A 26,808-nucleotide genomic window follows, 5' to 3' on the forward strand; every position below is an offset into this window, starting at 1 on the left:
AACGGTATTGGGGCGCGGCTTATCTTCTGCAAACGGTGGGCTTTTGAGCTGTCGTATCGAGGGAGCAGCTTCGGCTGGGGAGGTTTCTGCCAGCTGCGCCTTTTTTGGTGAACTTTAGTTGCGGATTCGTAGCTTCTAAGCGTTTTTGCCGACCGCTCAGATGCCTCACCAACATAATTTGAGTTATTCGGCCTTATCCTATACAAATGGTGCGATCGCAACGTCCTATTCGAATTGATTCAGGTAGATTTATGGGGCTTGGTTGCGAAATTAAGGCGATTTTAGCTTCGATTGCGGTTCAAGGGGCCTTGACTAGTGGTTCAGCTGGCCGAACAACTCGAAAAATGTAGGTGGGCCAACCTGCCGACTATGTGAAGCACGCGTATTTGCTCGTTTTGATGAAAACTAGGGTGCAGCCATAAGGCTGCGCCCTAGTTTACTGCGTGTCGGTGTGCCCAGACGGATTGCGCTGTGCCTGGCAGGCGCTCCCGCAGATGGATCGGTTATTTCGCGAATAGGTTCTTGAGGTTGAACTCGGCCTGAACCGTGCGGAGCATGAGGTCGGTGTCGTCGAGGCCCAGGTGCTGCTCGTTGGCGTCGGCGGCGAGGGTGCCACGGCGGCGCGCCCAGTTCTCGAGCGCGGCGGGCGCGGACTCGCGGGGGAGCGAGCGGACGTCGGCATCCAGGCTGCGGCAGATCTGGCGCGAGTCGATGACGATGATCTTGCCGGCGCGGCGTGCCTCGGCGTAACCGTCCAGGTGGATCTTGAACCAACTGTCTTCGAACGCGGCGTTATGCGCCATGTACGGGTACTTCTTCATAAGTTTGAGCAGCTGCTTCTGCAGTTCCTTGTTCTCGCGGAATGGTTTTTTGCCGTCGATGTCGTCCCAGGTAATGTGATGGATGTTCGATAGCGGCACATCCTCGCCGCGGTAGATGTCGGGCAGGCCGCAGTAGTGTGCCTCGGCGTCATGCGGGACGGCGTCGCTGGTGAGCTCCATGATCTCCCAGCCCACGTTGATGATATAGCCGCGCTCGGGTGCACGGCCGGTGGTCTCGATGTCGATACCGAGCACGGTGCCCTGGATGGGCTTGCGGGCGTAGGCCACGCCGAGCGCGTCGCGGTCGCCGCGGATTTCGCGCATAACGGACGCGGCGGTGCGCTTTTGCATCTTGCCGATGGCGGCGCAGGTGTCGGCATCGGACAGGCCGCGCGAAAGCGTCGCGGGCGTCACGTTGCGCAGGCGCGCCTCGCCAATCTGGTCGCACAGGTCGCGGTTGCGGTCAGCCAGGTCGCGCACGGTGGCAAAGTCGAAGCTGGGGTCGCCCTCGGCGGTAAAGTACTCGGTTTCGAGCACCTTAAGGGCCTCCTCGCCCTTCTGGCGCTCGGACTCCATGGCGCCGTGATCGCCATAGATAAACATGGGAATAAACGGCTGGCGCTCGTATTCGAGTGCTTGTGAAACGTTCATATAACTGCTCCTTGGACGGGCCGTGTCGCGCGGCTCGGTGGCATTGAGTTATGGCGAGATGATAGTTTACCATGGGCAACTATTGGCATCGCGCCTAGGACAACTACAATACCCTAGTTGACCGCTAGGACTTTTACAATGCTGCCGAAAGACATGAAAGGTTCCATCCGTCATGGATTTGCTGATTGATATTCTGCTCGACGCCGGCAAGGACACGCTCTCGCTGGCGCCGTTTTTGTTGGTGACGTATCTTGCTCTCGAGACACTTGAGCACGTTGCGGGCGACCGCGTCAACGGCGCTATCAAGCGCGCCGGCGCTGCGGGTCCCGTGGCTGGCTCGCTGCTGGGCATTGTGCCGCAGTGCGGATTTTCGGCCATGGCAGCAACGCTGTACGCCGGCCGTGTCGTGACGCTGGGCACGCTGGTCGCCGTGTTCCTCTCGACCTCCGATGAGATGCTGCCGCTGTTGCTCGCCGAGCAGGTGCCCGTGCAGACCATGGCGATGCTTTTGGCTTCGAAGGCACTGATCGCGCTGGTCACGGGCTTTATCGTGGACGCGGCTATCCGCGGCCTTCGTCGTAATGCCCGCGCGCATGCGGCGATTCGCCGTACCGTGCTGGGGACCGCTGCCAATCCGGCTCATGTGAACTGCGCGCACGACGACCATACCGGGGGCGACATCATTGATGAAGTGGCCGAGGCGGGCGTGAGCGCCGACCACATCCACGAGTTGTGCGAGCGCGACCATTGCGGTTGCGATGATGATGAAGATGAACACGAGCGCGACCACGGACACAGCCATGACCACGGTCACGCAGGCGAGCATGAGCACCACCACGGCCATGGGCACGACCACGGTCACTCCCACGAAGGTGCGCCCGTCCTGTCGATTATCCGCAGCGCGATCTCGCACACCGTGCAGGTTTCGGTTTTTATTTTCCTGGTGACGCTGATTCTGGTCGCCGTGCTCGAGACCTTCGGCGAGTCCGCGATCGAGCAGTTCCTGCGTGGCAACGAGACGCTCGCCGTCCTGGGTTCGGCGCTTGTCGGCCTGATTCCCAACTGCTCGGCCAGCGTCGTCATCACACAACTGTACCTGGAAGGCGCGCTGCAGCTGGCGCCGATGCTCGCCGGCACGCTCATCTCTGCCGGTGTGGGCTACCTGGTGCTGTTCCGCACCAACCGCAGCGCTCGCGAAAACGCCGTGTTCCTGGTCATGATGTACGTCATCGGCGCTGGCTGGGGCCTCGTCCTATCTGCCTTTGGCCTCTAAGTAGGCCTAACAAAACGGGCTTCAAAATAGCCATGCACGGCGCTTGCACAATGCGGCGACGCATGGCATTTTGAAGCTCGTTTTTTTGTTGAGCCATGGATCCTGAGCGCTCACACCGCCCAAAACAAAAAAGCAGATTTTCGGACATGTCCCAAAAATCTACCTTGGTTAGCGCAGCAGCTCGGTGAGGTTGCGCATAAAGCGAGCGCGGTCTTCGCTGGTAAATGCCGCCGGTCCGCGAGTGCGTCCGCCGGCGCGGCGCACCTTCTTTTCCTCGTGGCGAATAAACAACTGCATGTCGATGGTCGCTTTGTCGTAGACGCGCCCGCTCACACCGATGGCGGCGGCATCGCGCCCGAGCACCATGCTCGCCAAGCCAATGTCCTGCGTCACGACCACGTCGCCCGCCTGCAGGCGTTCGACAATGGCAAAGTCGGCGCTGTCGGCGCCCACGCTCACATCGAGCGTCGTGACCCAAAAGCCGCGTCGCGCGTGCTCGGTATCACGCGGGTCGTCGCGGCGAATGTGCCGTTCCAGGTTTTGCGTGCTGTTGCCGGCGATAACAACGGCGACGCCCGCCCGCCGCGCGCAATCAATCGACTCGCGCGTGACCGGGCAGGCGTCGGCATCAATAAAGAGCGTTCGCGGCATCTAGTGCACCAGTTTGCCAAATTGAATAGCGCGAACAATCAGCGTAACGCCAAACACCAGCAGCGCGGCGCCGCTAAAGATAACGAGCATCTTGGCCGACCACAGCGGATAGATAAACACGAACATGCCGGCGATGATGGAGAGTGTGCCGCTCAGGATGGCGAGGGCACGGTTGGACGAAAGCTCGGACTCCAGAATGGACATGACACCTTCGACAATCCAGCCAAAGCCGGCCACGATAACCACCATCGTGGTGAGCGTCGCGGTCGAGAAGGCCTGGTTGCGCAGGATTATGACGCCGCCCAAGATAATGAGTAGGTTGGAGATGATGCTCGTCACGCGCCAGCCGGTGGGCAGCAGCGGCTCAAAAATGGCAGTGAACAGCCTGATGGCAGCAGTGATTACAAAGTAAAAACCCAGGACAGTCGTCAAAAAGACGAGGGACTTGGCGGGTGCAAAAAGCAGCGCGATACCAGCAATGAGCGCTAAGACGCCCGTGATGGCGTAGATCCAACGTACGGCCTTGACGGCTTTGCCCGCCATGCTTTTCTCGTCAAATCCAAACTGGCTCGATTTTTGGTCATCGTTCTTAAAGATGCCCATAATGTCTCCTTTCCGTGCGGCGTAAGCCTTGATCGTTACAACCAGTATCGCCTAAAGGCGCTGGCGTATGGGTCGGGGAGGGCGAAACGTAACCCAAAGGCCCCGAATTGTTTCCGCTGTTCCCCACGTCGCGATTTTCTATTCAACAAGTGTGGAACATTGCAGCCCTGTTCGTTATTGCCTACGTTTTAGGTTAGATTCTCCTAAGAACAATTGCCCGAAATTGGGGGTCCCTATGAACGAAACAGTTCCCGCGGCGCCGTCTAGCGCGGAGTCGATGGCAAAGCAAGGTTGCGAAAAGCTCGGCCTGGACACGTTTGACGCGCTGGTCCGCCGCGCCCGTACGTGCCGTCGCTTTGACGAGTCCATGCGCGTGCCGCGCGAGTTTTTGCTCGAGCTGGCGGAACTGGCGCACCTGGCTCCCTGCGGCGCCAATGCTCAGCGTCTGCGTTTTCATGTGGTAAGCGGTTCCGAGGACTGCGCTCGCGTGTTTGACGAGCTTGCATGGGCCGGCGCGCTTAAGGACTGGTCGGGTCCTGCCGAGGGCGAGCGCCCGACCGGCTACATCGCGATTCTTGCCGAGCGCGCCGTTCCGGGCAAGCCCGCCGCTCCTATTACCGAGGTCGACACGGGCATTGCCGCGCAGACGATGATGCTCGCCGCCCGCAGCGCCACGCCCGAGGTGGCTGCCTGCATGTTCAAGGCCTTTACGCCCCACGCGATCGATGCCATGGGGCTCGATAGCGACAAGTATGAGCTCAAGCTGATCATGGCGTTTGGCGTTCCGGCCGAGACGCAGGTGATTGATGCGATCGATTCCAACCCCGACGGCTCAATTAATTACTGGCGCGACGAGGCGCAGGTGCACCACGTACCCAAGCGCCCGCTTGCCGACGTACTGGTGTAGCTGAGCGTCACCGCGGTGTGATCCGGCGGTAAACCACCACAAAGGTACCTGTCCCCTTTGCGGTGGTGCGAGGGGAGGACGTGTGGCAGATTTGTATTTGGTGCGGCATGGGCAGACTGAGCTCAATGTGCAGAACATTTTGCAGGGTGGGCACGATTCGCCGCTTACGGCGCGCGGGCGCGAGCAGGCGCTGGCGACGCGCGCGGCGTTTGAGGCGCGTGGCGTGACCTTTGACCGTGTGTATTCCTCGCCGTTGGGCCGGGCGCGGCATACGGCTGAGCTAATTGCTGGTGAGGGCCGCTCGATAGAGCTGGTCGATGACCTGCGCGAGTGGCATTTGGGCTCGCTGGAGGGTACATCAAATCGCGAGATGCCGCCGCAGCCCTGGGGCGATTATCCGGTGGCCTTTGGTGGCGAGTCTGAAGGCGAGCTCCAGTCGCGCATGGTCGCGGCGCTGTCCCGCATCATGGCCAGGCCGCAGCACGACTGCGTGCTGGCGGTTTCCCACGGCTCAGCCTGCCAGGAGTTTCTTGAGTATGTGACTGGCGAGGGGGAGCTACCCGACAACGGCGCCGTGCTTCATTTTGGCTATTGCGACGGGGCGTTTTCGCTCCTTGATTGGTAACGAACGAAAGGACCCCTATGAATAAAGATCTGTATCTGGTCCGTCATGGACAGACGATATTCAACCTCAAGCGTATCATTCAGGGGTGGAGTGACTCGCCGCTTACGCAGTTGGGCTGCGACCAGGCGGCGCGCGCCGGCATGTTTTTACGTGCGCGCGGCATTGAGCCTGATCATGCCTACACCTCCACGCTTCATCGCACCGAGCAGACTATCGCCAACTTGTGGCCGGGCTTGGCGTACGAGCGCCTGGACGGCCTGCGTGAGTGGTTCTTTGGTGACTTTGAGGCCGAGCGCGTGATGCTCATGCCCGAGCGCCCGTGGCGCGACTTCTATCGCCAGTTTGGCGGCGAGGGCCAGATGCAGGTGCGAGAGCGCATGGTGGCGACGTTGACCGATCTTATGCGTCGCCCGGACCACGAGCGCGTGCTCGCGGTGAGCCACGGCTCGGCCATCAAGGAGTTCATGGACCATACCAAGGGCGCGGCGGCCGATGAACGCGATCGCGTTCCGGGCAACTGCTCGGTGCTACACTTTGCGTTTGACGACGAATCCGACACGTTTGAGCTGGTCGAAGTCTTTACGCAGGAGGATTACGCGCGCGAGCTGGGGCTTGAACCGCTCGTGGCTACTGCGGGTCCGCAGCGCGGATAACGCGAGCGCGACGGCACGGGTCGCCGGCATACTTCTCGACGCAAAAGGGGCGGAGATGCATGTACCTGCTGCATCTCCGCCCCCCTGTTTGTTGAGCTGCCGATTTTTGTGCTGGGCGGTCTGGTCTTGCTAGAACCGCGCGACCTGGTGCGTGAGCAGACCTGTCGGAACTTGCGGCGCGGCGCCGCTGACCTGCGCGGCGGGGAAGAGTGCGGCAACGGTAAAGTTGAACGGCTCCTTGCCGGTGTACGTTCCGGCGGCACGGGCCTCATCGGCCAGGAGCTGTGATACCCCGACTAGTGCGCCAGCGTAGGCAGGGTCGTCGGCCAGTACCGGCTCCGGCGCCTGGTCGAGCATGGCACGGATGGCGCCGACGGCGTCCTCGCGCTTAACCTCCCACACGCGGTGTGTAATGCCCGCAGGATCGGTGACGGCGTAGAGCGAGGCGCCCTCTTTGGCGGCGCCCAGGATGATATCCATGACGGGCGAGGCCTCGTAGGCGAGCGTTACGGGACGGGGCTGTACCTTGAGGTCGGCGAATGCGCGCGCAGCGGCGGCCGTATCGGCGGCAACCGCGTCGCCGCCCGCCAGCGCACCAACCGGGCAGATCGCCACAACGCCCGTCACGCGCCCCGGCTCCCCCGAGCATTCGTACACGTAATACGCCGCACCCGGGTCCTTGAGCATCAGGCCATCGGCAATGGCTCCGCGCAGAGCATCGTTGCCGCTCAGGATGCTGCCCATTGCGGGCAACGCCTCGAGCACGCGGTCCTGAGCCGGGCGGATGCAGGGAAACGGAAGTGCTTTCATGGGCGGTCCTAACGCACGAGTTGGTTTGTTCGCGGCTTATTATGCCCCAACTTGGCCATCCGCGCCCCAGAGCGTGTTGTCGGCGAGCGCGATGAGCACGCTCTGGCAGCGAACGATGTCGGCGTGGGGCACATATTCGTTGGGCTTGTGCGCGAGCGCGAGCGACCCGGGACCGTAGCTCATGCAATTGCGGTTACCTGTCTTGCCGGCAATGACGGCGGTGTCGGTGTAGCCGGTAAAGAAGCCGACGGTCGTGTCCGCGTCCGTCACGTCATCGGCGGCACGCTTGAGCGCTGCTAGAAGGGGAGAGTTCGGGTCGCGCTCGATGACGGGGCGGTCGCCCGTCACGGTGTAGCTGCCATGGCAACCGGGAACGGCGGCTTCGGCGACGGCGATGGCCTGCTCTACCATGCGCGTCGCGGCGGCCGTATCGGTCGGCGGGGTCAGGCGCATGTCGACCCAGGCTTTGGCGCGGTCGGGTACGACGTAGGGGCGATATCCGCCCTCGATTTGGCCAAACGTGATGGTCGAAGACCCCAGCTCATCGTGCGCGGGCAGCGCCACAAACGCGCGACGGAGCGAACACACGACCTCGGCCATGGCGGCGACGGCATCCGCGCCCTTCCACGGCTGGCTCGCATGCGCCGTTACGCCAGCCATTTCAATCTCGAACCACGTGCGCCCCTTGTGCGCCACCTGGATCTGTCCGTCTGTGGGTTCGGTGTCCAGCACCCATTCACGCGAGCCGACCCAGCCGGCATCGATCGCGGCCTCTGAGCCGCGCATAAAGTCCTCCTCGTCGACCGAGCAAATGAGTGAGAAGCCATGGCGGGGCAGCTCGCCTTCTGCCGCCACGCGCTCGAGCGTATGGACCAGTGCGGCAATGGCGCAGGCCAGGCCACCCTTCATATCGCAGGCACCGCGGCCATAGAGTTTATCGTTGCGCACGATCGCTCCGAGCGGCGGAGTGTCCGCGTCCCAGCCATCGCCCAGCGTAACGGTATCCATATGGCAGATATAGACGAGCCGTGGCTCGTCGCTCAGTCCCGGCACGGTGACCATAAGGTTGCGGCGCCCGGGCAGCACCTCGAGTTCCTCAACCTGCACGGCATGGAGTACCGGATGGCTCAGCTGCGCCAACCGTTCCTCAACCAACGCTTTGATATAGCGCTCAATCTCGTCCTCATACGCACCCGGGTCTGAGCTGTCGATCCGCACGAGTCCTTGCGTAAGCCGCCAAGCAAAATCTGTATCAACCATAGGCACCTCACAGATAGTTAGGTCAACATACAGATTGTATGCCAAGAAGCGGCTCGGTGCATTTAATGGAGCGCTCACAAAAACGGGGCGCCTCTCGTGCGAAAGGCGCCCCGCGGGCATTCAATGTCGGTGACGGGCAGGCCACATGGGGAACTGCCCGTCAGATCAGCCGACGCTATTTGATCACGCGCACGCGATACATCGACGGAATCTGCTTGAGCGCCTCGATAGTGCTGGTGTCTAGATGCTCGTCGGTGTCGAACATGGTGTAGGCGTTCTCGCCGGCGGACTCGTTGGTCATACGCTGCACGTTGGCGTTGTCCTTGGCAAGAATTGCCGTGATCTGGCCGATCATGTTGGGCACGTTGGCGTGCAGACAGGCGATGCGGCTCGCGGCGCGCGCCTTGCCCATGCTGCAGGCGGGATAGTTGACGCTGTGCGCGATATTGCCGTTCTCCAGGTAATCCTTGAGCTCGCTGATGGCCATATCGGCGCAGTTGGCCTCGGCCTCGCCGGTGCCGGCGCCCGAGTGCGTGGTGATAAACGTGTTCGGCATCTTGACGGTCTTGGGCGTGGCAAAGTCGCAGCTAAACCAGCTGAGCTTACCCTCGCGCAGGGCGGCGTCGACGGCGTCCTCGTCAATGATGGTCTCGCGCGCGTAGTTGATGAGCACGGCGCCCGGGGCCAGCAGGTCGATCTGCTCGGTGCTGATCATGCCGATGGTGTCGGCCTTGCTGGGCACGTGCACGGTGAGGTAGTCGCAACCGCGGCACAGGTCCTCGAGCGTGCCCACACGCTGCACCTCGCGGCTCAGCACCCACGCGTGCTCAACGGAAATGAACGGGTCGTAGCCGTAGACGTCCATGCCCAGATCGACGCAGGCGTTGGCGACCTTGGAGCCCACGTTGCCCAGACCGATGACGCCGATGCGCTTGCCCTTGAGCTCGCGGCCCACAAAGGCTTTCTTGGCCTTCTCAGCATCGACCTGAATCTCGGGGTCGTCGGCGTTGTCACGCACCCAGTTCATCGATTGCACCACGCCGCGGCTCGAAAGCACCAGCATGCCCAGGACGAGCTCCTTGACGGCGTTGCTGTTGGCGCCGGGGGAGTTAAAGACGACGACGCCCTTCTTGGCGTACTCCTCGACGGGGATGTTGTTGACGCCGGCGCCGCAGCGGGCGATGGCGCGGATGCCCTCGGGCAGCTCGTAGCCGTGCAGGTCGGTCGAGCGCATCAGGATGGCGTCGGCCTCTTCGGCGGTGCTTACAAACTCGTAGCCCTCGCCAAACTCGACTTTGCCGTCCTTGGTGATGTCGTCGATGGTCTTAATCTTACGCATAGAAAAACTCCTTAGCAGGTTTTGATCTAAACAGGGTGGTTTGAGATGGCTGGTCGGCCCGCGCGTTGCGGGCTAGTTAGATCGCGGACTCAAACCGTGCTGCGCTTCGAAGTCCTTCATGTACGAGGCCAGTGCCTGCACGTCTTCCATGGTCACAGCGTTGTAGACGCTGGCGCGCATGCCGCCCACCAGGCGATGGCCCTTGACGTTTTGAATCTGATGCTCGGCCGCGCCTGCGACAAAGGCGGCGTCGAGGTCGGCATCGCCGGTGCGGAAGGTGACGTTGGCGATGGAGCGGCTGTCCTCCTGCGTGGTGCCGTGGAACAGCTCGCTGTTCTCGAGCAGGTTGTAGAGCAGGTTGGCCTTGGCCCAGTTGCGCTCGGCCATGGCGGCAAGTCCGCCGGTCTCCTCGACCCACCGGAACACCTTGCCGCACACGTAGATGCCAAAGGTGTTGGGCGTGTTGAGCATGGAGCCCTTGGCGGCCTGGGTCTTAAGGTCCATGTACTGCGGCGTCTGCGCAAAGGCGGGGCCGTCGGCGATGAGGTCGTCGCGCACGATAACCACGGTCACGCCCGCGGCGCCGGCGTTTTTCTGCGCGCCGGCGTAGATGAGCCCGTAGCGCTCAACATCGAGCGGCTGCGACAGAAAGCAGCTCGAGACATCGGCGACCAGCGGTACGTCGCCGCAAGCGGGCAGCTCGTGGTACATGGTGCCAAAGATGGTGTTGTTCTGGCAGATGTAAACGTAGTCGAGCCCGTCGCCCGCGGCCTCGGCGGCAATGCGCGCGTTGATGTCGGCCATGTCGGGGATGCGGTCGAAGTTGGTGTCCTCGGAGCTCGCGAGCAGCACGGCCTCGCCGTACTTGTCGGCTTCTTTGTATGCCTTGTTGGCAAAGTTGCCCGTCACGATGTAGCCGGCGCGGCCGCGGCGCATGAGGTTCATGGGGATGCCCGCAAACTGCAGCGTGGCGCCGCCCTGCAAAAACAGGACGCGGTAGTTGTTGGGGATGCTCAGCAGGCGACGCAGGGTTGCCTCGGCGTCGTCGATGATCTGCTGGTACATGCTAGATCGATGGCTCATCTCGAGCACGGACATGCCGCAACCGCGGTAGTCCATCATCTCGTCGGCGATCTCGGCGAGCACGCTTGTGGGCAGCGCTGCCGGGCCAGCTGAGAAGTTGTGCACACGTGCCATCTTCTAGTTCCCCCTTGTAGTCGTTTGGACGTTCGGGTTACTTTAGCACAGTGGAGCGCCAGGCGCGACCGCATCACGGTAAAACTCGAGTGCGTCGCTATGATTTACAGGATGGTTACATGGGGGAGGGGGTGCTTTACTCCTCAGGCAAATCCAAATCTGCGAGCGAAGACATGAGGTTCCTAGGCGCTTGATCTCTTCGTCCTAAAGTAGCTACCTCCTAGTCACTACGATGCTAGCGTGGCGATGACGGCTTCGTCGCCGGCGTATATTAGGGTGTTGCCGTCGGGGATGATCGTTTGGCCTTCGCGCTTGAGCATCACCACAATAAACGGATGTTTGCCTTGCGGCACATCGCACAGGCGCTGGCCGGCCAGGCGACCGTGGGGAGTCACGGTGACCTCGCGCAGCGTAACTTCGGTACGCTCTTCGAACGTCGGCGCGGCCATCACCAGCAGATCGCCTTCCTGGATCACGGTGTCGCCATTGGGCAGTACCGGGTGCGCCCCGTCGCGCAGCACCAGGACCACGAGCATATTTGTGGCGCTGCCAATGTCCGCGAGCGAGAGTCCGGCAAACGGATGTCCAGCGCACACCTTGAGCTTTACAAACGACATGCCGTCCTCGTCGCGGTAGTCGTTAAAGGTGCGGCGCACGTCGCCGGTCGCATCGATCATATCGAGCTTCTTCGCCACCGCCGGAAGCAGCGAGCCCTGCACCACGATGCTCGACGCGGCAATCACAAACACCAGGTCAAATAGGTCGTGTCCGCCGGGAACGCCGGCCACCACGGCAAAGAGACTAAAGACGACCGAAGCTGCTCCGCGCAGGCCCGCCCAGCTTACGAGCGCGACCTGGCTGGGATTCGTCTTAAAGGGCGCTAGGAGCACGCCGACGGCGATGGGGCGGCTCACGAAGAGCATGAACGCCATGAGCGCCAGGCCCGGCAGCAGCATCTGCGGCAGGCGTGCGGGCGTTACGAGCAGGCCGAGCAAGAAGAAGATGGTCATCTCTGCCATCTCGGTGAGGGTGTCGAAGAAGTGCGCCATCTCGACCTTACCGGTGATGTCGCTTGCGCCCAGCACAATGCCTACAAGGTATACGGCCAAAAAGCCGTTGCCGCCCAGGTAGCTCGGCAGCGCGTAGGCGACGATGGCCACGGCGAACAAGAAGATGGTCTGCGCGCCTTCGGCCGTTGCGTGTGCGCGCTCAATCAGACGGCTGGATGTCCAGCCGATGGCAAGGCCCAACCCCACGCCCAGGATGATCTGCTTGGTCAGCAGCACGGGAATGTCGATATTGCCGCCCGCCGCGAGGGTCGCGAGCACGGCGGTGAGCATGTAGGCGACGGGGTCGTTGGAGCCCGATTCGACCTCGAGCAGCGAGTCGGTGCCGCCCCTCAGCGAAAGGCTGTGCTCGCGCAGAACGCTAAAGACGCTGGCCGCGTCGGTGGACGCCACGACCGATCCCAGCAGCAGGCCGCCGATCCAGTCGAAGCCCAGCACAAAGTGGGCGAACACGCCGGTGATGCCTGCGGTGATGACGACGCCGAGCGTGCTCAGCAGCACCGCCGGCGCGGCGACGGGCTTGGCGCGGTCTATGTTGGTGTTAAAGCCGCCGTAGAACATGATGAACAATAGCGCCGTGCTGCAGACGGTTTCGGTGAGTGCGTAGTCGCTAAAGTCGATATGCGCCGGGCCGTTGACGCCCAACAGCATGCCGAGCGCGATAAAGATAAGCAGGGTGGGGAAGGGGAGCTTTTTGCCGACGGGTTTGATGGTCAGGCACAAAATGATGACGAGGCCGATAAAAAGAAGGATCTGGTTCATGGATGGTGTCCGCTCCTGGGTGGTTGGCGTGGCACGGTTAGTTGTCTGCGGTTATTTGTACCCAAAGATGGTGGGTTTATGGGGTTGGATTGCGGGCACGCGCATTTTCGACACGAAGCGGAGGCGCGGGCGGCGCTGGTTGGGGTGCCGGGCCAGATGGCTTGGCGTGGGCGCATGCGGGTTGGCAGGCGTGCGTTGGCGACCGTTGACGGTATGCAACCCTTTCCAGCTTTATTGCAACGGAGTACAATGGGTAACGTTTAAGTTCAACTTGAAGTTTTAGTTGCGACGTCGGGCTTCGGCCGCAATGCAAAGAGAGGCGTTCCATGGCGATCTATGTGACATCCGATGCTCACGGGCACGTGCGTGCGCTTGACGAGGCCCTGTCCAAGATTTCGCTGGCGTCCGACGATACGCTGTACGTGCTGGGCGACATGATCGATCGCGGGCCCGATCCGGTTGGCGTTATTAAACTCGTGCGCTCGCTACCCAACGCTCGCGTGCTCAAGGGCAATCACGAGCAGATCATGCTCGACGCCATCATTGGCCAAGATCCTCTCGATGCCGAGACCTGGGATATCAACGGCGGTTGGACTACCCGTCAGCAGCTCAACGATATGGAATTTGAGGCGTACGAGGAGCTCGTGCGTTGGATGGCGACGCTGCCGCTCTACGCGGTGGTCGAGACTGACGAGCGTCCGTACCTGCTGGTACATGCCGGCATCCAGACCGAGGCGGCCCGGGCGTTTTTGTTTGAACATGGGGTTGATTGTGCCGATGGTACGGGGGCGGTGGATGCCGATCGCGAACTGCTGAAGCAGATGCTTGCCGTGCAGTCGTCCGATGACCTGCTGTGGATTCGTCACGGCTATTGGGATGCGCCGACGGGGCTGCTTTCTGCCGAGGGCAAGGGTCCGGTCGTGGTGAGCGGCCACACGCCCACGGTGTCGCTCGGGCGTTATTGCGAGGTGGGCGGTCTGGCGGGGCTCGATGAGGAGTCGGGCCGCGGGCGGATCGTGCGCCTGGGCGGCGAGGACACCGCCGGCGTGCCCGACCGCATCGACATCGACTGCGCCGCCGCCACTGGCTCCGAGTTCGGCCGCGTCGGGATCCTGCGCCTGGACGACGGGGCCGAGTTCTACGCAAACATTCTTCCTGGCGAGTGATTACGCAAGAGGTAGCTAATTTGGGACGGGGCTTTTTTGACTACTTTTGCCCTTCTGTCCGCTAATTGATTTTTCTGGGACGGGGATTAAATAAGGCTCTGTTAGACCAGGATTGACATACATGTGTCCCCACGGTGCCATATCGTTGACCCCATAGACCGCGATGATGGGGGCAGCATGAACGCCGAAGACCTGGTCCTCAACTTCAAGAAGGGCATGGCGAACCTCAGCAAGACCGAGCGCCGCCGCGCTATCGAGTCCGTCAGGGACGTGATCCGCGCGGCGGCGTTCGACGACGCGGCCGGCTCCGCCTACGAAATCGAACGCTGCCCGCGCTGCGGGTCCGCCGCGGTCGTGAAGAAGGGCAAATCGAAGAACGGCGAGCAGCGCTACCTCTGCCGGGGCTGCGGCAGGACCTTCGGCATGGGCAGCGAGCGCATCCTGGGGACGAGCAAGCTCCCGAAGGAGACCTGGATGGCCTACGCCGAGTGCTTCGTGCTCATGCTGCCCCTGCGCGAATGCGCGAGGCGCTGCCGCGTCTGCCTCAAGACCGCCTACACCATGCGCCACAGGCTGATCGAGTGCCTCTCGGCCTACTCCCCCTCGTTCAGGGTCGAGCGGGGCTGCGGCTGCGAGCTCGACGAGACCTATTTCCCCGAGTCGTTCAAGGGCAACCACGCGAAGGGGTCGTTCACGATGCCGCGCCCCTCCCGGCACCGCGGCAAGCAGGTGCACAGACGCGGGCTGTCGCGCGAGCGGATCTGCGTCGTGACCGGAGTGAACGACTCGAACGAGACGTTCCTCGAGGTCACGGGGCGGGGCGCCCTTTCGAGGGAGCGCGCCATGGTGCGCTGAGGGGCCGCATCGCGGCCGGCTCGGTCGTCGCGACCGACAGGGCGGCCGCCTACGTCGGCGTCCTCGACGAGCTCGAGGTCGCCGCGCACGCGGCCTACGACCCCAAGGACCGCTCCGGGGGGACCATCAACCGGGTCAACACCGTCCACTCGCTCCTCGGCGCCTTCATGGAGCCGTTCAGGGGCGTGTCGACGAAGCACCTCGACGCCTACCTCGCCTGGTTCAGGTGGTGCCGGACCTTCATGGCGACCGATTCCGGCGCGGCCGGGCGCACGGTCGCGCGGCAGCTCGCGCACGGCGTCTGCAGGAGCCGCGTCCGCGACATGTTCAACGTGGAGCCGCCCTACATGGACTACTGGGCCGCGCCCGCCGCATAGAGGCGGTAGAATGGTCGCACCGCGATACACGAGGAGGGGTGAGGCCATGCCGTCGAACATACCGGCCACGACGATCCGCATCGACCCGGAGGTCAAGAGGGAGGCCACGGCCATCCTGGACGAGCTCGGCCTGTCCATGTCCACCGCCGTCAACGCGTTCCTCAGGGCGCTCGTCCGAGAGGGCGGGATGCCGTTCGAGATGAGGGTCAAGACGCCGGCGCCCGACGAGGAGACGGCGAGTTAGCCGGCAGGTCGGCATGAAACGGCAGGGCCAGGCGAGCAACTCGTCCGGTCTCGGGCGCATCGCCCCTTGCCGGATTCAGATTCGACAAGGGGCGACCATTGTGCAATCGCAAGAAGATGACGGGGCGGAATGTCAATCCTGGTCTAACAGAGCCTTAAATAATCATTTGGCTGCCCGCTGGCTAAGTGAGTAGACTTTTTTGGAAATGCCGAGCACCTAACATATTTGCCTCAATAAAACCGCAGGTCACAGATTTGTGGTTTGTCGGTGTGGTCGGGGATTCGGTAAAAGTCTACTCACTTAGTTTTGCGTGATGCATATTGTCCGCAACGAGACCCCGGCTGGGGTGATTCCATCGCAAATTCCGGTGACCGGGCAGCAAATTAGGCGCCGTATGGGTTGCGGTCGCGCTCGATGCGTTGGCGGATGTGGGCGTACTCGATAATCAGCAGCACCAGGAGTAGGGCCATGATGGCTAGGTAGCTCACCACAGCGCCCATCAGACTCAGCAGCTTAATCAGGATCACCGGCAGCACCACGCTTACGGCGAAGCAAATCAGGTAGATCTTGGTGACGTCGCCGGCGTGGCGCAGCACCGTGATGATGGCGTAGATAAAGTCGATTGCCGCGGTGACGCCGCCGGCGACGACCATTAGCAGCGCCAGCGTGCGGTAGCGCTCAAAGTTAAGGCCGTACATAAAGCTCATGATGGGGATGCCGGGGCCTGCCATAAATGCGGCGCATGCTCCGGTAATGACTACGATCAGTGCCATAACGGCAACAATAATCAGGTCAAAGCGGCGTCGCTTGCGCGGATTCGCCCAAATGCTCGACAGACGCAGGAGCTGCGGTTTATAGATAAATCCAATGCTCAACAGAATAGCCTGCGCCGGAAAGAACAGGGCATTAAAGTACAGCTGATACTTGTAGGCCAGTGTGCCCTCCATCACAAACTTGGGCATGCTCTCGATAAGGTTGAACAGGAACAGCGCGCCAAAGAGCGGGGCGCACTGGATAAACAGGTGGACGACCTCGCGCAGGCTCATGCGGCGTGATTTTTCGGTCTCGAGCAGGGCGAGCGGGGCGGTGACCAGCACGAGTGAGGCAATGGCGGTGACACCCATGGCCATGGCCGCGATGGGCATACTGCGTGTGAGGAACAGTGCCACGCTAAAGACCGCGATGACGCCGGCGGAACGCAGCGTTTGGCTCATGCCGGCCAAATAGAGCTTGTCGGCCTGCTGCAGGCGGCCCTCGTACACGTCGGCGATGCCGTCGATCACCTTATAGAGGTAGACGCCCAGGCCGATCGTGGCCATCTGCGCATCGTAGCCGCGGGCGCTGCTGTATACCAGGCCGCATGCCAGCGCGAGCGCTCCGCAGAGCCAGCGGTTGAGCTGGTAGGAGGCGAAGGAGGTTTTTTCGTCGATGTCTGAGACCTGAAAGTTGCGCACGCCGTAGTTGCACGCGATCATGATGAGCGTGCCGGTGACAAAGGCGATGGAGAACTTGCCGGCCTCCTCGGCGCCTACGAGCTGCGTCGACACAATGGTGAGCAGGGGAAACGCCATGCCCCATACGGCGGTGCCCAGGGTATTCCAAAGGTAGTCGCGACGGGTGGCGTGATCTTCGTATTCGGCTTCTTGCGTGGAGAAGCCGCCGCCGTAGACGGCTCCGAGCAGGCGGTTCCACCAGGCATTGACCATGCGGTGGATGGGGCCGGGCTGGCGATCGCGCTCGCGGCGACGGCGTGTGGTCTGGCTGCTGTCGGGACCGCCGGCGTTACGCTGGCTCAGCTCTTGGATTCGTGCGAGCTCCTCGGCGGTGTGCGATGCGGGGAACAGGCCGTTCTCGATGCGTCCGCCCTGTCCGTGCGCCCCGCCCGATACGGTGGGGTTGGCGACGCCATTGCGGCGGGCGATGGCGCGGCGGATGCTATCGAGGGGCGTGATGCTCAAGGCGATTCCTTTCTCTTGCTGCGCTCTAGTATAGTCGCGGTGGCGTCCATTCGTGTTTTTGAACAGGTTGTTCAATAATTTCGGCGGGCGGCTGTAATTTGTCGGTAAACGTGCGGTATCCTGTTGAAGTTTTGTGACCCCCCGATGCCGCTTGCGCGGTACCAAGGAGTTTTTACCCATGGATGTCGCTGCGTTTTTGCTGGCTCTTGTGCCGATCATCTGGCTCGTCGTGATGCTGCTGTGCTTTAAATGGCCGGCTTGGAAGGCCGCCATTGGCTCGTTCGCCCTTTCGTGCGTGCTCGCCTTTGCGTGGTGGCATTTGCCGGCGGCGCAGATAGCCACGGCCTCGCTCGAGGGCTTTTTGATGGCCCTGTGGCCTATCGTGCTCGTAATTATCGCCGCGGTGTTCACGTATAACCTGTGCGTGCGCACGGGTGCCATGGACGTGATCGGCAGTATGATCACCTCCATCAGCAGCGATCGTCGTCTGCTGGCACTGCTCGTGGCCTGGTGCTTCGGCGGCTTTATGGAGGGCATGGCCGGCTTTGGTACCGCCGTTGCCATTCCCGCCGGCATGCTCGCGGGCCTTGGTTTTGAGGCCGTGCCTGCCGTGCTGATCTGCCTGCTAGCCAACGGTGTGCCCACGCCCTACGGCTCTATCGGCATTCCTACGGTGTCCGTTGCCGATCTGGTGGGTCTGGATTCCCTGCATTTGGCTACCGTTCAGCTGGTGCAGCTCGCGCCCTTCTTTGTGGCGATGCCGCTGCTTATCGTGCTGGTTGCGGGTCGTGTTGCCGATGACCAGGGCAATGTTGCAAGCGTTGCCGAGCGTCTGCACGGCGTTGCCGGCGTGGCACTGCTTTCCGGTGTGTCCTTTGTAGGTGCGGCCCTGGTCGTTGCCATGTTTGTGGGTCCCGAGCTTGCCGTAGTCGTGGGTTCCATCGTGTCACTTGCGCTGACTGCCGTGCTCGCCATGCGCGCCGAGAAGTCGGGGCATTTGGACGCGCGCTTCCATATGAATATCGATTCCGGCGAACAGCTCACCGTTAAATCGGCGCTTTCGGCCTGGTCGTGCTTCATCTTGATTTTTGTATTGCTGCTGGGTACGTCCAACTTGGTGCCCGCCGTGCATGCTGCGCTTGCGCCGTTTGCGAGCCACGTGCAGGTGTATTGCGGCGAGAACCCCGGTACGCTTACGTTTTCGTGGATTAACACGCCGGGTGTTTGGATCTTCCTAGCCGCGTTTATCGGCGGTGCCATCCAAGGAGCTTCGCCGCGTCTGATGGGCGAGGTACTGGCCGCGACCGTCAAGCAGATGATGCCGACGGTCATTACCATGCTTTCGGTGCTGGGCTGCGCCAGGGTGATGGGCTATGCGGGCATGATTTCTTCGATTAGCGCGTTCTGCATCGCCGTCGCCGGTGGTCTGTACCCGATTCTGGCCCCGTGGATCGGTGCCGTCGGTGCGTTCGTGACCGGTTCGGGCACGTCCTCGGGCATGCTGTTTGGTCCCATCCAGAGCCAGGCCGCTTCGGCGCTGGGTGTGAGCGACTACTGGATGGTCGCGCTCAACGCGCTTGGCGTCGCCGCCGGTAAGATGATCTCGCCGCAGACCCTCGCTATTGGTCTTGCCGCCGTGCACGTGCGCGGTAAGGATGCCGAACTCTTGGGCGCGGTGCTGCCCTACGCCGCCGGCATGCTGGTCCTCATGAGCGTCATCGCCATGCTCGGCCAAGGCCTGCCGCTGTAGCCGGCACTTTGGGAACGTCCCTAAGTGCCGGCAGCTGGGGACACTCCTTGGCTGTTGCCTGTTCAAGAGTGTCCCCAACGACTAGTCGTTTAAGAACGTCCCCAATGACTAGGCCGCTTGCGTGCGATTTTTGACCGTTGAGCGGGCGCTTCGCCGTTGCCGCAAAAACGTTTTTGCATATCGGGTACAACGGGCTTTACGTGAGTAAAGTGCGTGCCGCGTCCACGTGTCGCGCTTTTAAAGGAGGCTCCATGCCTGGTGTTACCCCTGCAGAAGTTCTATCCAACTTTGGCATTACGCTGGTCGAAGATCCCGCCGAGAACCAGCCCCGCCTGCTGGTTGACCTGCCGGCAGCCGAGCTCGTCGAGCATGCCATCCGCCGCAACGAAGGCCGCATGGCCTCCAACGGCGCACTCGTGATCGAGACGGGGGAGCGTACCGGACGTTCGCCCAACGACCGCTTTATCGTAGACACCCCCGATGTCCACGACAAGATTGCCTGGGGCGCCGTCAACCGCCCGCTGTCTGTCGAAAGCTACGAGGTTATCAAAGCCGGCATCGTCGACTATCTCAACGAGCGCGATGTGTTCGTCACCCGCGGCATGGCCGGCGCCGACCGCAACCACACGCGCCGTCTGCTCGTCGCCTGCGAGCGTGCCAGCCAAGCGCTCTTCATTAAGCAGATGCTCGCCCGCCCGCTCGCCCGCGAAATCGCGCGCACCGGCGAGCCGGACTTCTGCGTGCTCGCCGCGCCGGGCTACCAGTGCGATGCCGCCATCAAAGGCCTTAATTCCAGCGCCGCAGTGGTCATCAATTTTCAGGAGCGTGTGATTCTGGTCGCGGGTACCGGCTACTCCGGCGAGATCAAAAAGTCCATCTTCAGCGTCATGAATTACCTGCTGCCCGTCGAGGACGACGTACTGCCCATGCATTGCTCGGCCAGCATGGATCCCGTCACGCACGAGACCGCGGTGTTCTTTGGCCTGTCCGGCACCGGCAAGACCACGCTTTCGGCCAACCCCACGCGCCTGCTGATCGGCGACGACGAGCACGGCTGGTCCGACATGGGCATCTTTAACGTCGAGGGCGGCTGCTACGCCAAGTGCGAGGGCCTGGATGCGTTCCACGAGCCCGAGATTTTCAACGCCGTTCGCTTTGGCGCCATCTGTGAAAACGTGGTACTCGATGAGAATCGCAAGCCTAACTACGACGACGTCTCGATCACGCACAATACGCGCGTGGCCTACCCCGTCGAGCATATCCCCAACGCGTGGACCAAGGGCATGGGCACCACCCCGAGCGTCGTGCTGTTTTTGACCTGCGACGCCTTTGGCGTGTTGCCGCCCATCTCGCGCCTGACGGCCGACGCCGCCATGTACCACTTTGTGACGGGCTTCACCGCCAAGATCCCCGGCACCGAGGTCGGCGTCACCGAGCCCACGCCCACGTTCTCCTCGCTGTTTGGCGAGCCGTTTATGCCGCTCGACCCCATGGTCTACGCCAAGATGCTCGGCGAGCGCATCACCGACGGCCGCACGCGCGTCTACCTGGTCAATACCGGCTGGATCGGCGGCGGCTATGGCGTGGGTCATCGCATCGAGCTGGCCTACACGCGCTCGCTGGTCGCTCGCGCCCTCGACGGCACCATCGAGGACAGCGAGTTTGTGCACGACGACATCTTTAACGTTGACATTCCCACTACGTGCCACGGTGTGCCCGACGGCATCCTAGTGCCGCGCCAGTACTGGCAGAGCACCGCGCGCTACGACGAAGCCGCGCACAACCTGGCGGTGATGTTCGAGGAGAACTTCGAGAAGAAGTACTCGCACCTGCCCGACTCCGTCAAGGCCGCCGGTCCGCACGCTCAGGTGCCCGCCGAGGCCCGTCATCGCGGCCGCGGCCTGCTGGGACTCCGCCACTAGCGTCGCCGCGAGTCCATATCCACCACAAAGGTCCACCACAAAGGGGACAGGCACCTTTGTGGTGGTTTTGCTCGCGCGGAAGACTCGGGTTACAATACGCTTGACATATCGTCCCCTTCTCCGGATGGGGACAGCGTAAGCGCTCTTGTGGCGGCACCGTAGGACTTTGAAGGTGGCCGCTGTGAGGGCGCTTTTTGTTTAGGCGCCCTCGCTCGGGCGTGCACAATGAAGGGAGAGCGTATGAAGGGCTTTGTTGCCGAGGATTCATTTTGGGAGCTGTTTCCGCAGGCGGCGGTCGGCGTTGTGGTCGTAAAGGGCATGAAGCCTGCGGCTCAGATTCCCCAGGAGGACGTGGATGCGATCGCCGCGCTACTTGACCGCGCCAACATCGATGCGGAGCGCCACCTGACAAGCGATACCATTAGCGAAAACGCGCCGGTTAAGGCATGGCGCGAGGCGTATCGCCTGTTCAAGACCAAGAAGGGCGCGCGTTGCTCAGTTGAGAACCTGCTCAAGCGCGTGCTCAAAGGCAAGCCGGTCGGCCACATCACGCCGGCGGTGGATATCTACAATACGATTTCGTTGACTTATGCGTTGCCCGTTGGCGGTGAAGATTTGCATGCTATTGAGGGCAATCTGCGCCTGGCGGTGACCGACGGCGGCGACGCGTTCTTGCCACTTGGCGAGGAGGCAGATGATCCGACGTTGCCCGGTGAGCTTGCCTATATCGATGATGCGGGCGCCGTGTGCCGTTGCTGGAACTGGCGCGATGGCGTTCGCACGGCGCTGTCCGACGATTCGGCTGACGCATTTCTGGCGATTGAATGCGTGGAGCCCGAGCGGATGGGGGACTGCCAGGCCGCGATCGATCGCTTGGCCGAGCTGCTCGAGCGCTATCTGGGAGCGACGGTCGTCGTTAAGACGCTTGTGACCCGCGACAATCCCTGCGTGGAGCTATAGCGGCGCCTAGAATCTATTGATGCCCCAAGCCACCACAAAGGTGCCTGTCCCCTTTGTGGTGGTTTTTATGTTGATGGGTTAACAATTGGGATATTTGGGTACGGGGGTTCGGACATGCGGCTAAGATGTTTACCCGTTAGCATCATGTAAGCGAAAGGTGGTCGTCACCATGCAGTGGAACGACGAGACACGTTTTGAGGACTTTGTCGGACTGATCAGCGGTCTTTACAAGGAGATTCAGCGCATCAAGACGTCCGAAGGTGCAAGGCTGGGCCTCAAGGGCTCCGACGTCATGTGCCTGTACTATCTCGAGCGCAGCAAGGACGGCCTGACTGGCGCCGACCTCGCCCGCATGGCCGGCGTTACCCGTGCCGCCGTTTCGCGCACACTGGCACACCTGGAGGAGGGCGGCTACGTCGAGGTCGATGATTCGGGTGATGCGGCCGTCAAGTACCGTGCCCCGGTGCGCCTGACTGCCCTGGGCGGTGAGAGCATGAGCGAGGCCGATCGCATCATTCGCGAAGTGCTCGACACCACCGGCAAGGCCATGGGTGTGGAGCAGCGCGAGCAGATGTATGCGTCGCTGCGTACGATTCTCAACACCTTGCGCGAGATCTAAGGCCGCCAAGGCATCTGCTTCCAATTAATAACTGCATAGTCCCGTTTGAGCGCGTATACCGTGCCGGGGCATTGCTGTCAAAATTCCCTGCGCGGGACCTGCGCAAGAAAGGATTCGCTATGTCCGTCCGCATTATTACCGATTCCGCAAGCGATATGTCGCCGGCCGAGCACCCAGCACTGGCCGTTTTGCCGCTGTCCGTCACCTTTGGCACCGATGTGTACATGGATGGCGTCGACATCGATCACCAGCGCTTTTACGAGATGCTCGTAGAGCGCGATGAGCTGCCCAAGACCGGTCAGGTCAACCCGTACGCGTTTTCGCAGGCGATTGCCGAAGCGCGTGAGGCCGGCGACGAGGCAGTGATTATTACCGTTGGCGCCAAGCTTTCGGGCACCAACCAGAGTGCTCGTACGGCACTTGCCGAGGCACCGGGCGGCGACGTGTTCGTGGTAGATAGCAACAACGTCACCCTGGGCGAGCGCGTGCTGGTCGAGTATGCGCTGCGCTTGGTGGACGAGGGCCGTAGCGCGGCCCAGATCGCGGCGGCCGTCGAGGCCGTGCGCGACCGTGTGGTGGTTATCGGTCTGCTCGAGACGCTGGAGTACTTGGTGCGTGGCGGTCGCCTGTCTGCTGCTGCGGGCGCTGTGGGCACGCTGCTCAACGTTAAGCCCGTGGTGGCCGCCGAGGACGGCCTTATCGTGCAGTTGGGCAAGGCGCGCGGTTCCAAGAACGGCCGCAACCTGCTGAACCAAAAGGTCGAAAAGTCAGGCGGCGTCGACTTTTCCATGCCGCTGGCGCTGGGCTATACGGGCCTTTCGGACGCCGTGCTCAAGAAGTATATCGAGGACAGCGCGGCACTGTGGGCTGGACACACCGAGAACGAGCTGCCCATCCACACCATTGGCGCCACCATCGGCACCCACGTGGGCCCCGGCGCCGTAGCCGTAGCTTTCTTCCGCCCCGCCAACTAGCTTTCCGGTCAAAACCACCACAAAGGGGACAGGCACCTTTTTGGTGGTTTATGCTTGTTTCGGTTGAAAGGAGCATGCGATGGCGTCTGAGGGCTTTTTTGAGCGGGTGTATGAGGTGGTCGAGCAGATTCCCGAGGGGATGGTTGCCACCTACGGTCAGGTGGCGCTGCTTGCCGGTCGTCCGCGGAGCGCGCGCTATGTGGGCTATGCGCTGCACAGCAACCCGCGCCCCGGCCAAATTCCCTGTCATCGCGTGGTGTTTGCCGACGGCCGTATCTGTGAGGGCTTTGCCTTTGGCGGCCCCGATGCCCAGCGTGAGCTCTTAATGGGGGAGGGCGTGACGTTTACCGATCCCATGCACGTCGACTTGGCCGCCTGTCGCTGGCCTGCCGGACTCTAACAGCTCTGCCGTGGCCAAAACCACCACAAAGGTGCCTGTCCCCTTTGCGGTGGTTTTCCGTTGCAGGTTTACCGGGGCTAACTTATGGAGAAGGTGTGGCGGCGCACTTTGCCGTCAGAAAGTAAACCACGGTGAACTATATTGTATTCAGCAACGGAGTAGGCAATAGGCGATGAAAAAGCCTGCCCTGTTGAGTTTGATTCGCATTCCTCCCCTCTGTGCGATTCAACGGTGTACTTCGGGAACGGGCCCGCTGGCAACTGACTGCCGGCGGGCCCGTTCCCGTTTATCGGGGGAGTGCAATGGACGGAGCCGAGCTGGTCGGGCTCCAAAAAAGGCGGACGCCGTAGCGCCCGCCCCATAACAATCGAAAGCTCAAGCCAGCAGATCGGTCTAGTACACCATGCCCATGGCGTCCCGAACCTCGGCCAGGGTCTGCTCGGCGATCTCGTTGGCACGACGGTTGCCCTCGTGCAGCACGTCCTTCACATAGTCCAGATCGTTCTCGTAGCGCTGGCGACGCTCGCGGATCGGCGCAAAGTACTCGTTGACGGCCTCGGTCACGTACTTCTTGAGCTGGCCGGAGCCGCCCATGCCAATCTCCTCGGCAATCTCGACCTCGGATCGGCCGGTGCAGATGGCAGCCGTCGAAAGCAGGCCGGACACGCCGGGGCGGTTCTCGGGGTCGAACGTGATCATGCGCTCGGAGTCGGTCTGGCTCTTCTTGATGCGCTTGGCCGTCTCCTCGGCGGTCATCGAGATATTGATGGCGTTGCCGTAGCTCTTGCTCATCTTGCGGCCGTCCAGGCCGGGCAGCAGCGGGGTCTCGGACAGCAGCGCCTCGACCTCGGGGAACACCTTGCCGTAGCGGTTGTTAAAGCGGCGGGCGATGGTGCGGGTGAGCTCGATGTGCGGCAGCTGGTCGCGACCGACCGGCACCACGTTGCCCTTGCAGAACAGGATGTCGCAGGCCTGGTGCACCGGGTAGGTGAGCAGAAGGCCGGTAAGCTCGTGGCCCGAGGCCTCCATCTCGGCCTTGACGGTGGGGTTGCGCGCCAGCTCTGCCTCGGACACCAGCGACAGGAACGGCAGCATGAGCTGGTTGGCAGCGGGCACGGCGGAGTGTGCGTAGATCATGGTCTTGTCGGGGTCGATGCCGCAGGCAAGGTAGTCCATGACCATGTTGTACACGTTGTCCTGGATGTGCTCGGTGGTGTCGCGGTCGGTGATGACCTGGTAGTCGGCAATGAGCACGTTGGTCTTGGCGCCCATGTTCTGCAGCTCGACGCGGCCCTTGAGGGTGCCAAAGTAGTGGCCCAGGTGCAGACGGCCGGTGGGGCGGTCGCCGGTGAGCATGGTGAACTTCTCGGGCGTCTTGGCCAGGCCCTCGCGAATGGCGTTGCTCTTTTGCAGCGCGACTTCGTAGCTGTTCTCGTTTGGCATGATTGCTCCTTACGTATGTTCATGGGTCAAGATGATAACGCGTTTATTGGAGGGGTGGGGCGTAAGTAGGCGAGGGGCGGGAGAGGGGTGGCTTGTGCGATGGGCGCGGCGCGGCCGCGCTTGGCCAACGGTGCCTTGGCACATCCTCGGCAGCTTGCCCTAGAGCTTGTGGTGGCGCTCTTCTTTGTGCTCCTCGGCTGCCTGCTCCTCCTGCTTAAAAGCGGGGTCGTCGGGGGTGACCAGCTCGTCCTCGTGCGTGCGCTTGTTGTAATGGTGGCGCAGCACGGGTTCAAACAGGTGCAGGTGCTTGGCGAAGGCAGCCGAGCCAATGGCGAGCACGGTAAAGATGAGCACGCGCATGGGCACCTCGACCTGGTTAATCGCGGCGGCGCCGGCCGAAAGCATGATGCACCAGGCATAGATGAGCAGCACGGCCTGTTTTTGGTTGTAGCCTTCTTGGATCAGGCGGTGGTGGATGTGGCCCTTGTCGGCCTGCCCGATGCTAATGTGGGCGCGCTTGCGGCGCACAATGGCGCTAAACGTGTCGATGATGGGCACGCCGGCAACGATGAGCGGGATGATAAGCGAGGTGAGCGCGGCGGTGCGGCTCACGTTGAGCAGCGAGATGGAGCCCAGCGCAAAGCCCAGAAGCAGCGACCCCGAGTCGCCCAAGAAGATGCTTGCGGGGTTGAAGTTGTAGCGCAAAAAGGCCAGACAGGCGCCAAAGAGCGCAATGGAGAGCGCGGCGGCGTCGATGCGGCCCGAGAGAACGGCCATCGAAAACATGGTGAACGACGCGATGCCGCAGATGCCCGTGGCCAAGCCGTCGAGGCCGTCGATGAGGTTAATGATGTTGGTGAATGCCACCAGATAGATCACGGTGATGGGGTAGGCGAGCCATCCGAGCATGATCTCGCCGGGGGCAAACGGGTTGACGATGACGCCGATTTTTAGGCCGCCCATGCAGGCGATAAGCGCGGCGAGGACCTGTCCGGCCAGCTTTTGCTTGGGCGTGAGCTGGAAGACGTCGTCGATAGCGCCGGTCGCAAAGATGACGGTAAAGGAGAGCGCCAGCATGGGATAGCTAATGTGAAGGCGCGGGTGCGGTACCAGGACGGGTGGCCAGCCTAGGTACCAGGTGCCTAGGATTTGCACAATGCAGGCAACGACCAGGCCCAAAAACACCGCCGTTCCGCCCAAACGCGGGATGGGCTTGGTGTTGATGCGGCGCTTAGAAGGATAGTCGACGGCATCGAGCTTAATTGCCAAGCGCTTGACCAGGGGCACCGCGAGGAAGGTCGTGATAAAAGCCGCCGCTGCCACGCATAGGTACGGTATGTAGCTCGGGGATGAAGCCATGAATCTAAAAACCGCCAAGCGTCGAAGGAAAAGGTCAGAAGAACGCCATGCGCAAAGGGCATAGCCGAACCATAATACTCGACCAAGGGGGGTGCATGTAATTGCACGCAGCGATAATCACGCGCTTACCAGATATTGGGATGTTGCCGATGGCTTGTCGGG

Annotated in this window: 25 protein-coding genes; 14 read left to right on the plus strand and 11 right to left on the minus strand. The window is 62.0% G+C overall.

The features are described from left to right. Nucleotides 1-503 precede the first annotated feature (503 nt). Nucleotides 504-1,472 carry a 3'-5' exonuclease gene (locus tag PMX60_RS00740; RefSeq protein WP_006235437.1) on the minus strand — a complete coding sequence of 323 codons (969 nt, stop codon included), beginning with the start codon at nucleotides 1,470-1,472 and terminating at the stop codon, nucleotides 504-506. A gap of 172 nt (nucleotides 1,473-1,644) precedes the next feature. On the opposite strand from PMX60_RS00740, the gene PMX60_RS00745 reads away from it, so the two are divergent. After that, the gene (locus tag PMX60_RS00745) at nucleotides 1,645-2,745 is read left to right on the plus strand and encodes a putative manganese transporter (protein ID WP_271746537.1); all 1,101 of its coding nucleotides are present in this window, start codon (nucleotides 1,645-1,647) and stop codon (nucleotides 2,743-2,745) included. A 168-nt stretch (nucleotides 2,746-2,913) separates the two neighbouring features. Here the strand turns inward: PMX60_RS00745 and PMX60_RS00750 are convergent, their stop codons facing one another. Further along, nucleotides 2,914-3,396, minus strand: coding sequence for a YaiI/YqxD family protein (locus PMX60_RS00750; RefSeq protein ID WP_271746538.1), 483 nt, complete (start codon nucleotides 3,394-3,396; stop codon nucleotides 2,914-2,916). After that, a complete protein-coding gene (locus tag PMX60_RS00755; protein WP_271746539.1) occupies nucleotides 3,397-3,999 on the minus strand; it encodes an HdeD family acid-resistance protein in 603 nt (200 codons plus the stop codon). Between the two features lie 235 nt (nucleotides 4,000-4,234). On the opposite strand from PMX60_RS00755, the gene PMX60_RS00760 reads away from it, so the two are divergent. From PMX60_RS00760 to PMX60_RS00770, 3 genes are all read left to right on the plus strand, one after another. Continuing rightward, nucleotides 4,235-4,906, plus strand: coding sequence for a nitroreductase family protein (locus PMX60_RS00760; RefSeq protein WP_117746718.1), 672 nt, complete (start codon nucleotides 4,235-4,237; stop codon nucleotides 4,904-4,906). Nucleotides 4,907-4,988: 82 nt separating this feature from the next. Beyond that, entirely contained in the window at nucleotides 4,989-5,531 is a 543-nt protein-coding gene (locus tag PMX60_RS00765; protein WP_271746540.1) for a histidine phosphatase family protein, read from the plus strand. 17 nt (nucleotides 5,532-5,548) lie between these two features. Beyond that, complete coding sequence (locus tag PMX60_RS00770; RefSeq protein ID WP_271746541.1) at nucleotides 5,549-6,184, plus strand: histidine phosphatase family protein; 636 nt, start codon at nucleotides 5,549-5,551, stop codon at nucleotides 6,182-6,184. A 129-nt stretch (nucleotides 6,185-6,313) separates the two neighbouring features. Here the strand turns inward: PMX60_RS00770 and PMX60_RS00775 are convergent, their stop codons facing one another. From PMX60_RS00775 to PMX60_RS00795, 5 genes are all read right to left on the minus strand, one after another. After that, nucleotides 6,314-6,994: a DUF1015 family protein gene (locus tag PMX60_RS00775; RefSeq protein WP_271746542.1), complete on the minus strand. Its 681-nt coding sequence runs from the start codon at nucleotides 6,992-6,994 to the stop codon at nucleotides 6,314-6,316. A 39-nt stretch (nucleotides 6,995-7,033) separates the two neighbouring features. Next, on the minus strand, nucleotides 7,034-8,254 hold the full coding sequence (locus tag PMX60_RS00780) for a M20 family metallopeptidase (protein WP_271746543.1): 1,221 nt from the start codon (nucleotides 8,252-8,254) through the stop codon (nucleotides 7,034-7,036). A gap of 175 nt (nucleotides 8,255-8,429) precedes the next feature. Beyond that, nucleotides 8,430-9,593, minus strand: a complete 1,164-nt coding sequence (locus PMX60_RS00785; RefSeq protein ID WP_271746544.1) for a phosphoglycerate dehydrogenase — start codon at nucleotides 9,591-9,593, stop codon at nucleotides 8,430-8,432. Between the two features lie 72 nt (nucleotides 9,594-9,665). After that, nucleotides 9,666-10,790, minus strand: a complete 1,125-nt coding sequence (serC, locus tag PMX60_RS00790) for a 3-phosphoserine/phosphohydroxythreonine transaminase (RefSeq protein WP_271746545.1) — start codon at nucleotides 10,788-10,790, stop codon at nucleotides 9,666-9,668. A gap of 227 nt (nucleotides 10,791-11,017) precedes the next feature. Further along, nucleotides 11,018-12,619 carry a potassium/proton antiporter gene (locus PMX60_RS00795; protein WP_271746546.1) on the minus strand — a complete coding sequence of 534 codons (1,602 nt, stop codon included), beginning with the start codon at nucleotides 12,617-12,619 and terminating at the stop codon, nucleotides 11,018-11,020. Between the two features lie 326 nt (nucleotides 12,620-12,945). On the opposite strand from PMX60_RS00795, the gene PMX60_RS00800 reads away from it, so the two are divergent. The 4 genes from PMX60_RS00800 (at nucleotide 12,946) to PMX60_RS00815 (ending at nucleotide 15,261) form a co-directional block, all read left to right on the plus strand. Further along, nucleotides 12,946-13,785 carry a metallophosphoesterase family protein gene (locus tag PMX60_RS00800; RefSeq protein WP_271746547.1) on the plus strand — a complete coding sequence of 280 codons (840 nt, stop codon included), beginning with the start codon at nucleotides 12,946-12,948 and terminating at the stop codon, nucleotides 13,783-13,785. A gap of 177 nt (nucleotides 13,786-13,962) precedes the next feature. After that, on the plus strand, nucleotides 13,963-14,640 hold the full coding sequence (locus PMX60_RS00805) for an IS1/IS1595 family N-terminal zinc-binding domain-containing protein (protein ID WP_271746548.1): 678 nt from the start codon (nucleotides 13,963-13,965) through the stop codon (nucleotides 14,638-14,640). Between the two features lie 167 nt (nucleotides 14,641-14,807). Next, a complete protein-coding gene (locus tag PMX60_RS00810) occupies nucleotides 14,808-15,017 on the plus strand; it encodes a hypothetical protein (protein ID WP_271746550.1) in 210 nt (69 codons plus the stop codon). Nucleotides 15,018-15,063: 46 nt separating this feature from the next. Beyond that, nucleotides 15,064-15,261, plus strand: coding sequence for a type II toxin-antitoxin system RelB/DinJ family antitoxin (locus PMX60_RS00815; protein WP_117744010.1), 198 nt, complete (start codon nucleotides 15,064-15,066; stop codon nucleotides 15,259-15,261). Between the two features lie 383 nt (nucleotides 15,262-15,644). Here the strand turns inward: PMX60_RS00815 and PMX60_RS00820 are convergent, their stop codons facing one another. Then, complete coding sequence (locus tag PMX60_RS00820; protein WP_271746553.1) at nucleotides 15,645-17,219, minus strand: lipopolysaccharide biosynthesis protein; 1,575 nt, start codon at nucleotides 17,217-17,219, stop codon at nucleotides 15,645-15,647. A gap of 178 nt (nucleotides 17,220-17,397) precedes the next feature. Between PMX60_RS00820 and PMX60_RS00825 the strand changes: the two genes are divergently transcribed. From PMX60_RS00825 to PMX60_RS00850, 6 genes are all read left to right on the plus strand, one after another. Continuing rightward, nucleotides 17,398-18,969, plus strand: coding sequence for an L-lactate permease (locus tag PMX60_RS00825; protein WP_271746555.1), 1,572 nt, complete (start codon nucleotides 17,398-17,400; stop codon nucleotides 18,967-18,969). A 251-nt stretch (nucleotides 18,970-19,220) separates the two neighbouring features. Continuing rightward, the gene (gene pckA, locus PMX60_RS00830; RefSeq protein ID WP_271746556.1) at nucleotides 19,221-20,891 is read left to right on the plus strand and encodes a phosphoenolpyruvate carboxykinase (ATP); all 1,671 of its coding nucleotides are present in this window, start codon (nucleotides 19,221-19,223) and stop codon (nucleotides 20,889-20,891) included. Between the two features lie 240 nt (nucleotides 20,892-21,131). Beyond that, nucleotides 21,132-21,851 carry a B3/B4 domain-containing protein gene (locus PMX60_RS00835; protein WP_271746557.1) on the plus strand — a complete coding sequence of 240 codons (720 nt, stop codon included), beginning with the start codon at nucleotides 21,132-21,134 and terminating at the stop codon, nucleotides 21,849-21,851. A gap of 169 nt (nucleotides 21,852-22,020) precedes the next feature. After that, complete coding sequence (locus PMX60_RS00840; protein WP_217751042.1) at nucleotides 22,021-22,470, plus strand: MarR family winged helix-turn-helix transcriptional regulator; 450 nt, start codon at nucleotides 22,021-22,023, stop codon at nucleotides 22,468-22,470. Nucleotides 22,471-22,589: 119 nt separating this feature from the next. Continuing rightward, nucleotides 22,590-23,444: a DegV family protein gene (locus tag PMX60_RS00845; protein WP_271746558.1), complete on the plus strand. Its 855-nt coding sequence runs from the start codon at nucleotides 22,590-22,592 to the stop codon at nucleotides 23,442-23,444. 79 nt (nucleotides 23,445-23,523) lie between these two features. Next, complete coding sequence (locus PMX60_RS00850) at nucleotides 23,524-23,844, plus strand: MGMT family protein (RefSeq protein ID WP_161115864.1); 321 nt, start codon at nucleotides 23,524-23,526, stop codon at nucleotides 23,842-23,844. A 393-nt stretch (nucleotides 23,845-24,237) separates the two neighbouring features. On the opposite strand, the gene trpS is transcribed toward PMX60_RS00850, so the two are convergent. Continuing rightward, on the minus strand, nucleotides 24,238-25,287 hold the full coding sequence (trpS, locus tag PMX60_RS00855; protein ID WP_117776139.1) for a tryptophan--tRNA ligase: 1,050 nt from the start codon (nucleotides 25,285-25,287) through the stop codon (nucleotides 24,238-24,240). A 159-nt stretch (nucleotides 25,288-25,446) separates the two neighbouring features. Continuing rightward, nucleotides 25,447-26,646, minus strand: coding sequence for an MraY family glycosyltransferase (locus PMX60_RS00860; protein WP_271746559.1), 1,200 nt, complete (start codon nucleotides 26,644-26,646; stop codon nucleotides 25,447-25,449). Nucleotides 26,647-26,808: the final 162 nt, after the last annotated feature.

The organism is Collinsella aerofaciens, from assembly GCF_028206995.1.
In the GTDB taxonomy this organism is placed as follows: Bacteria; Actinomycetota; Coriobacteriia; order Coriobacteriales; family Coriobacteriaceae; genus Collinsella; species Collinsella aerofaciens_AQ.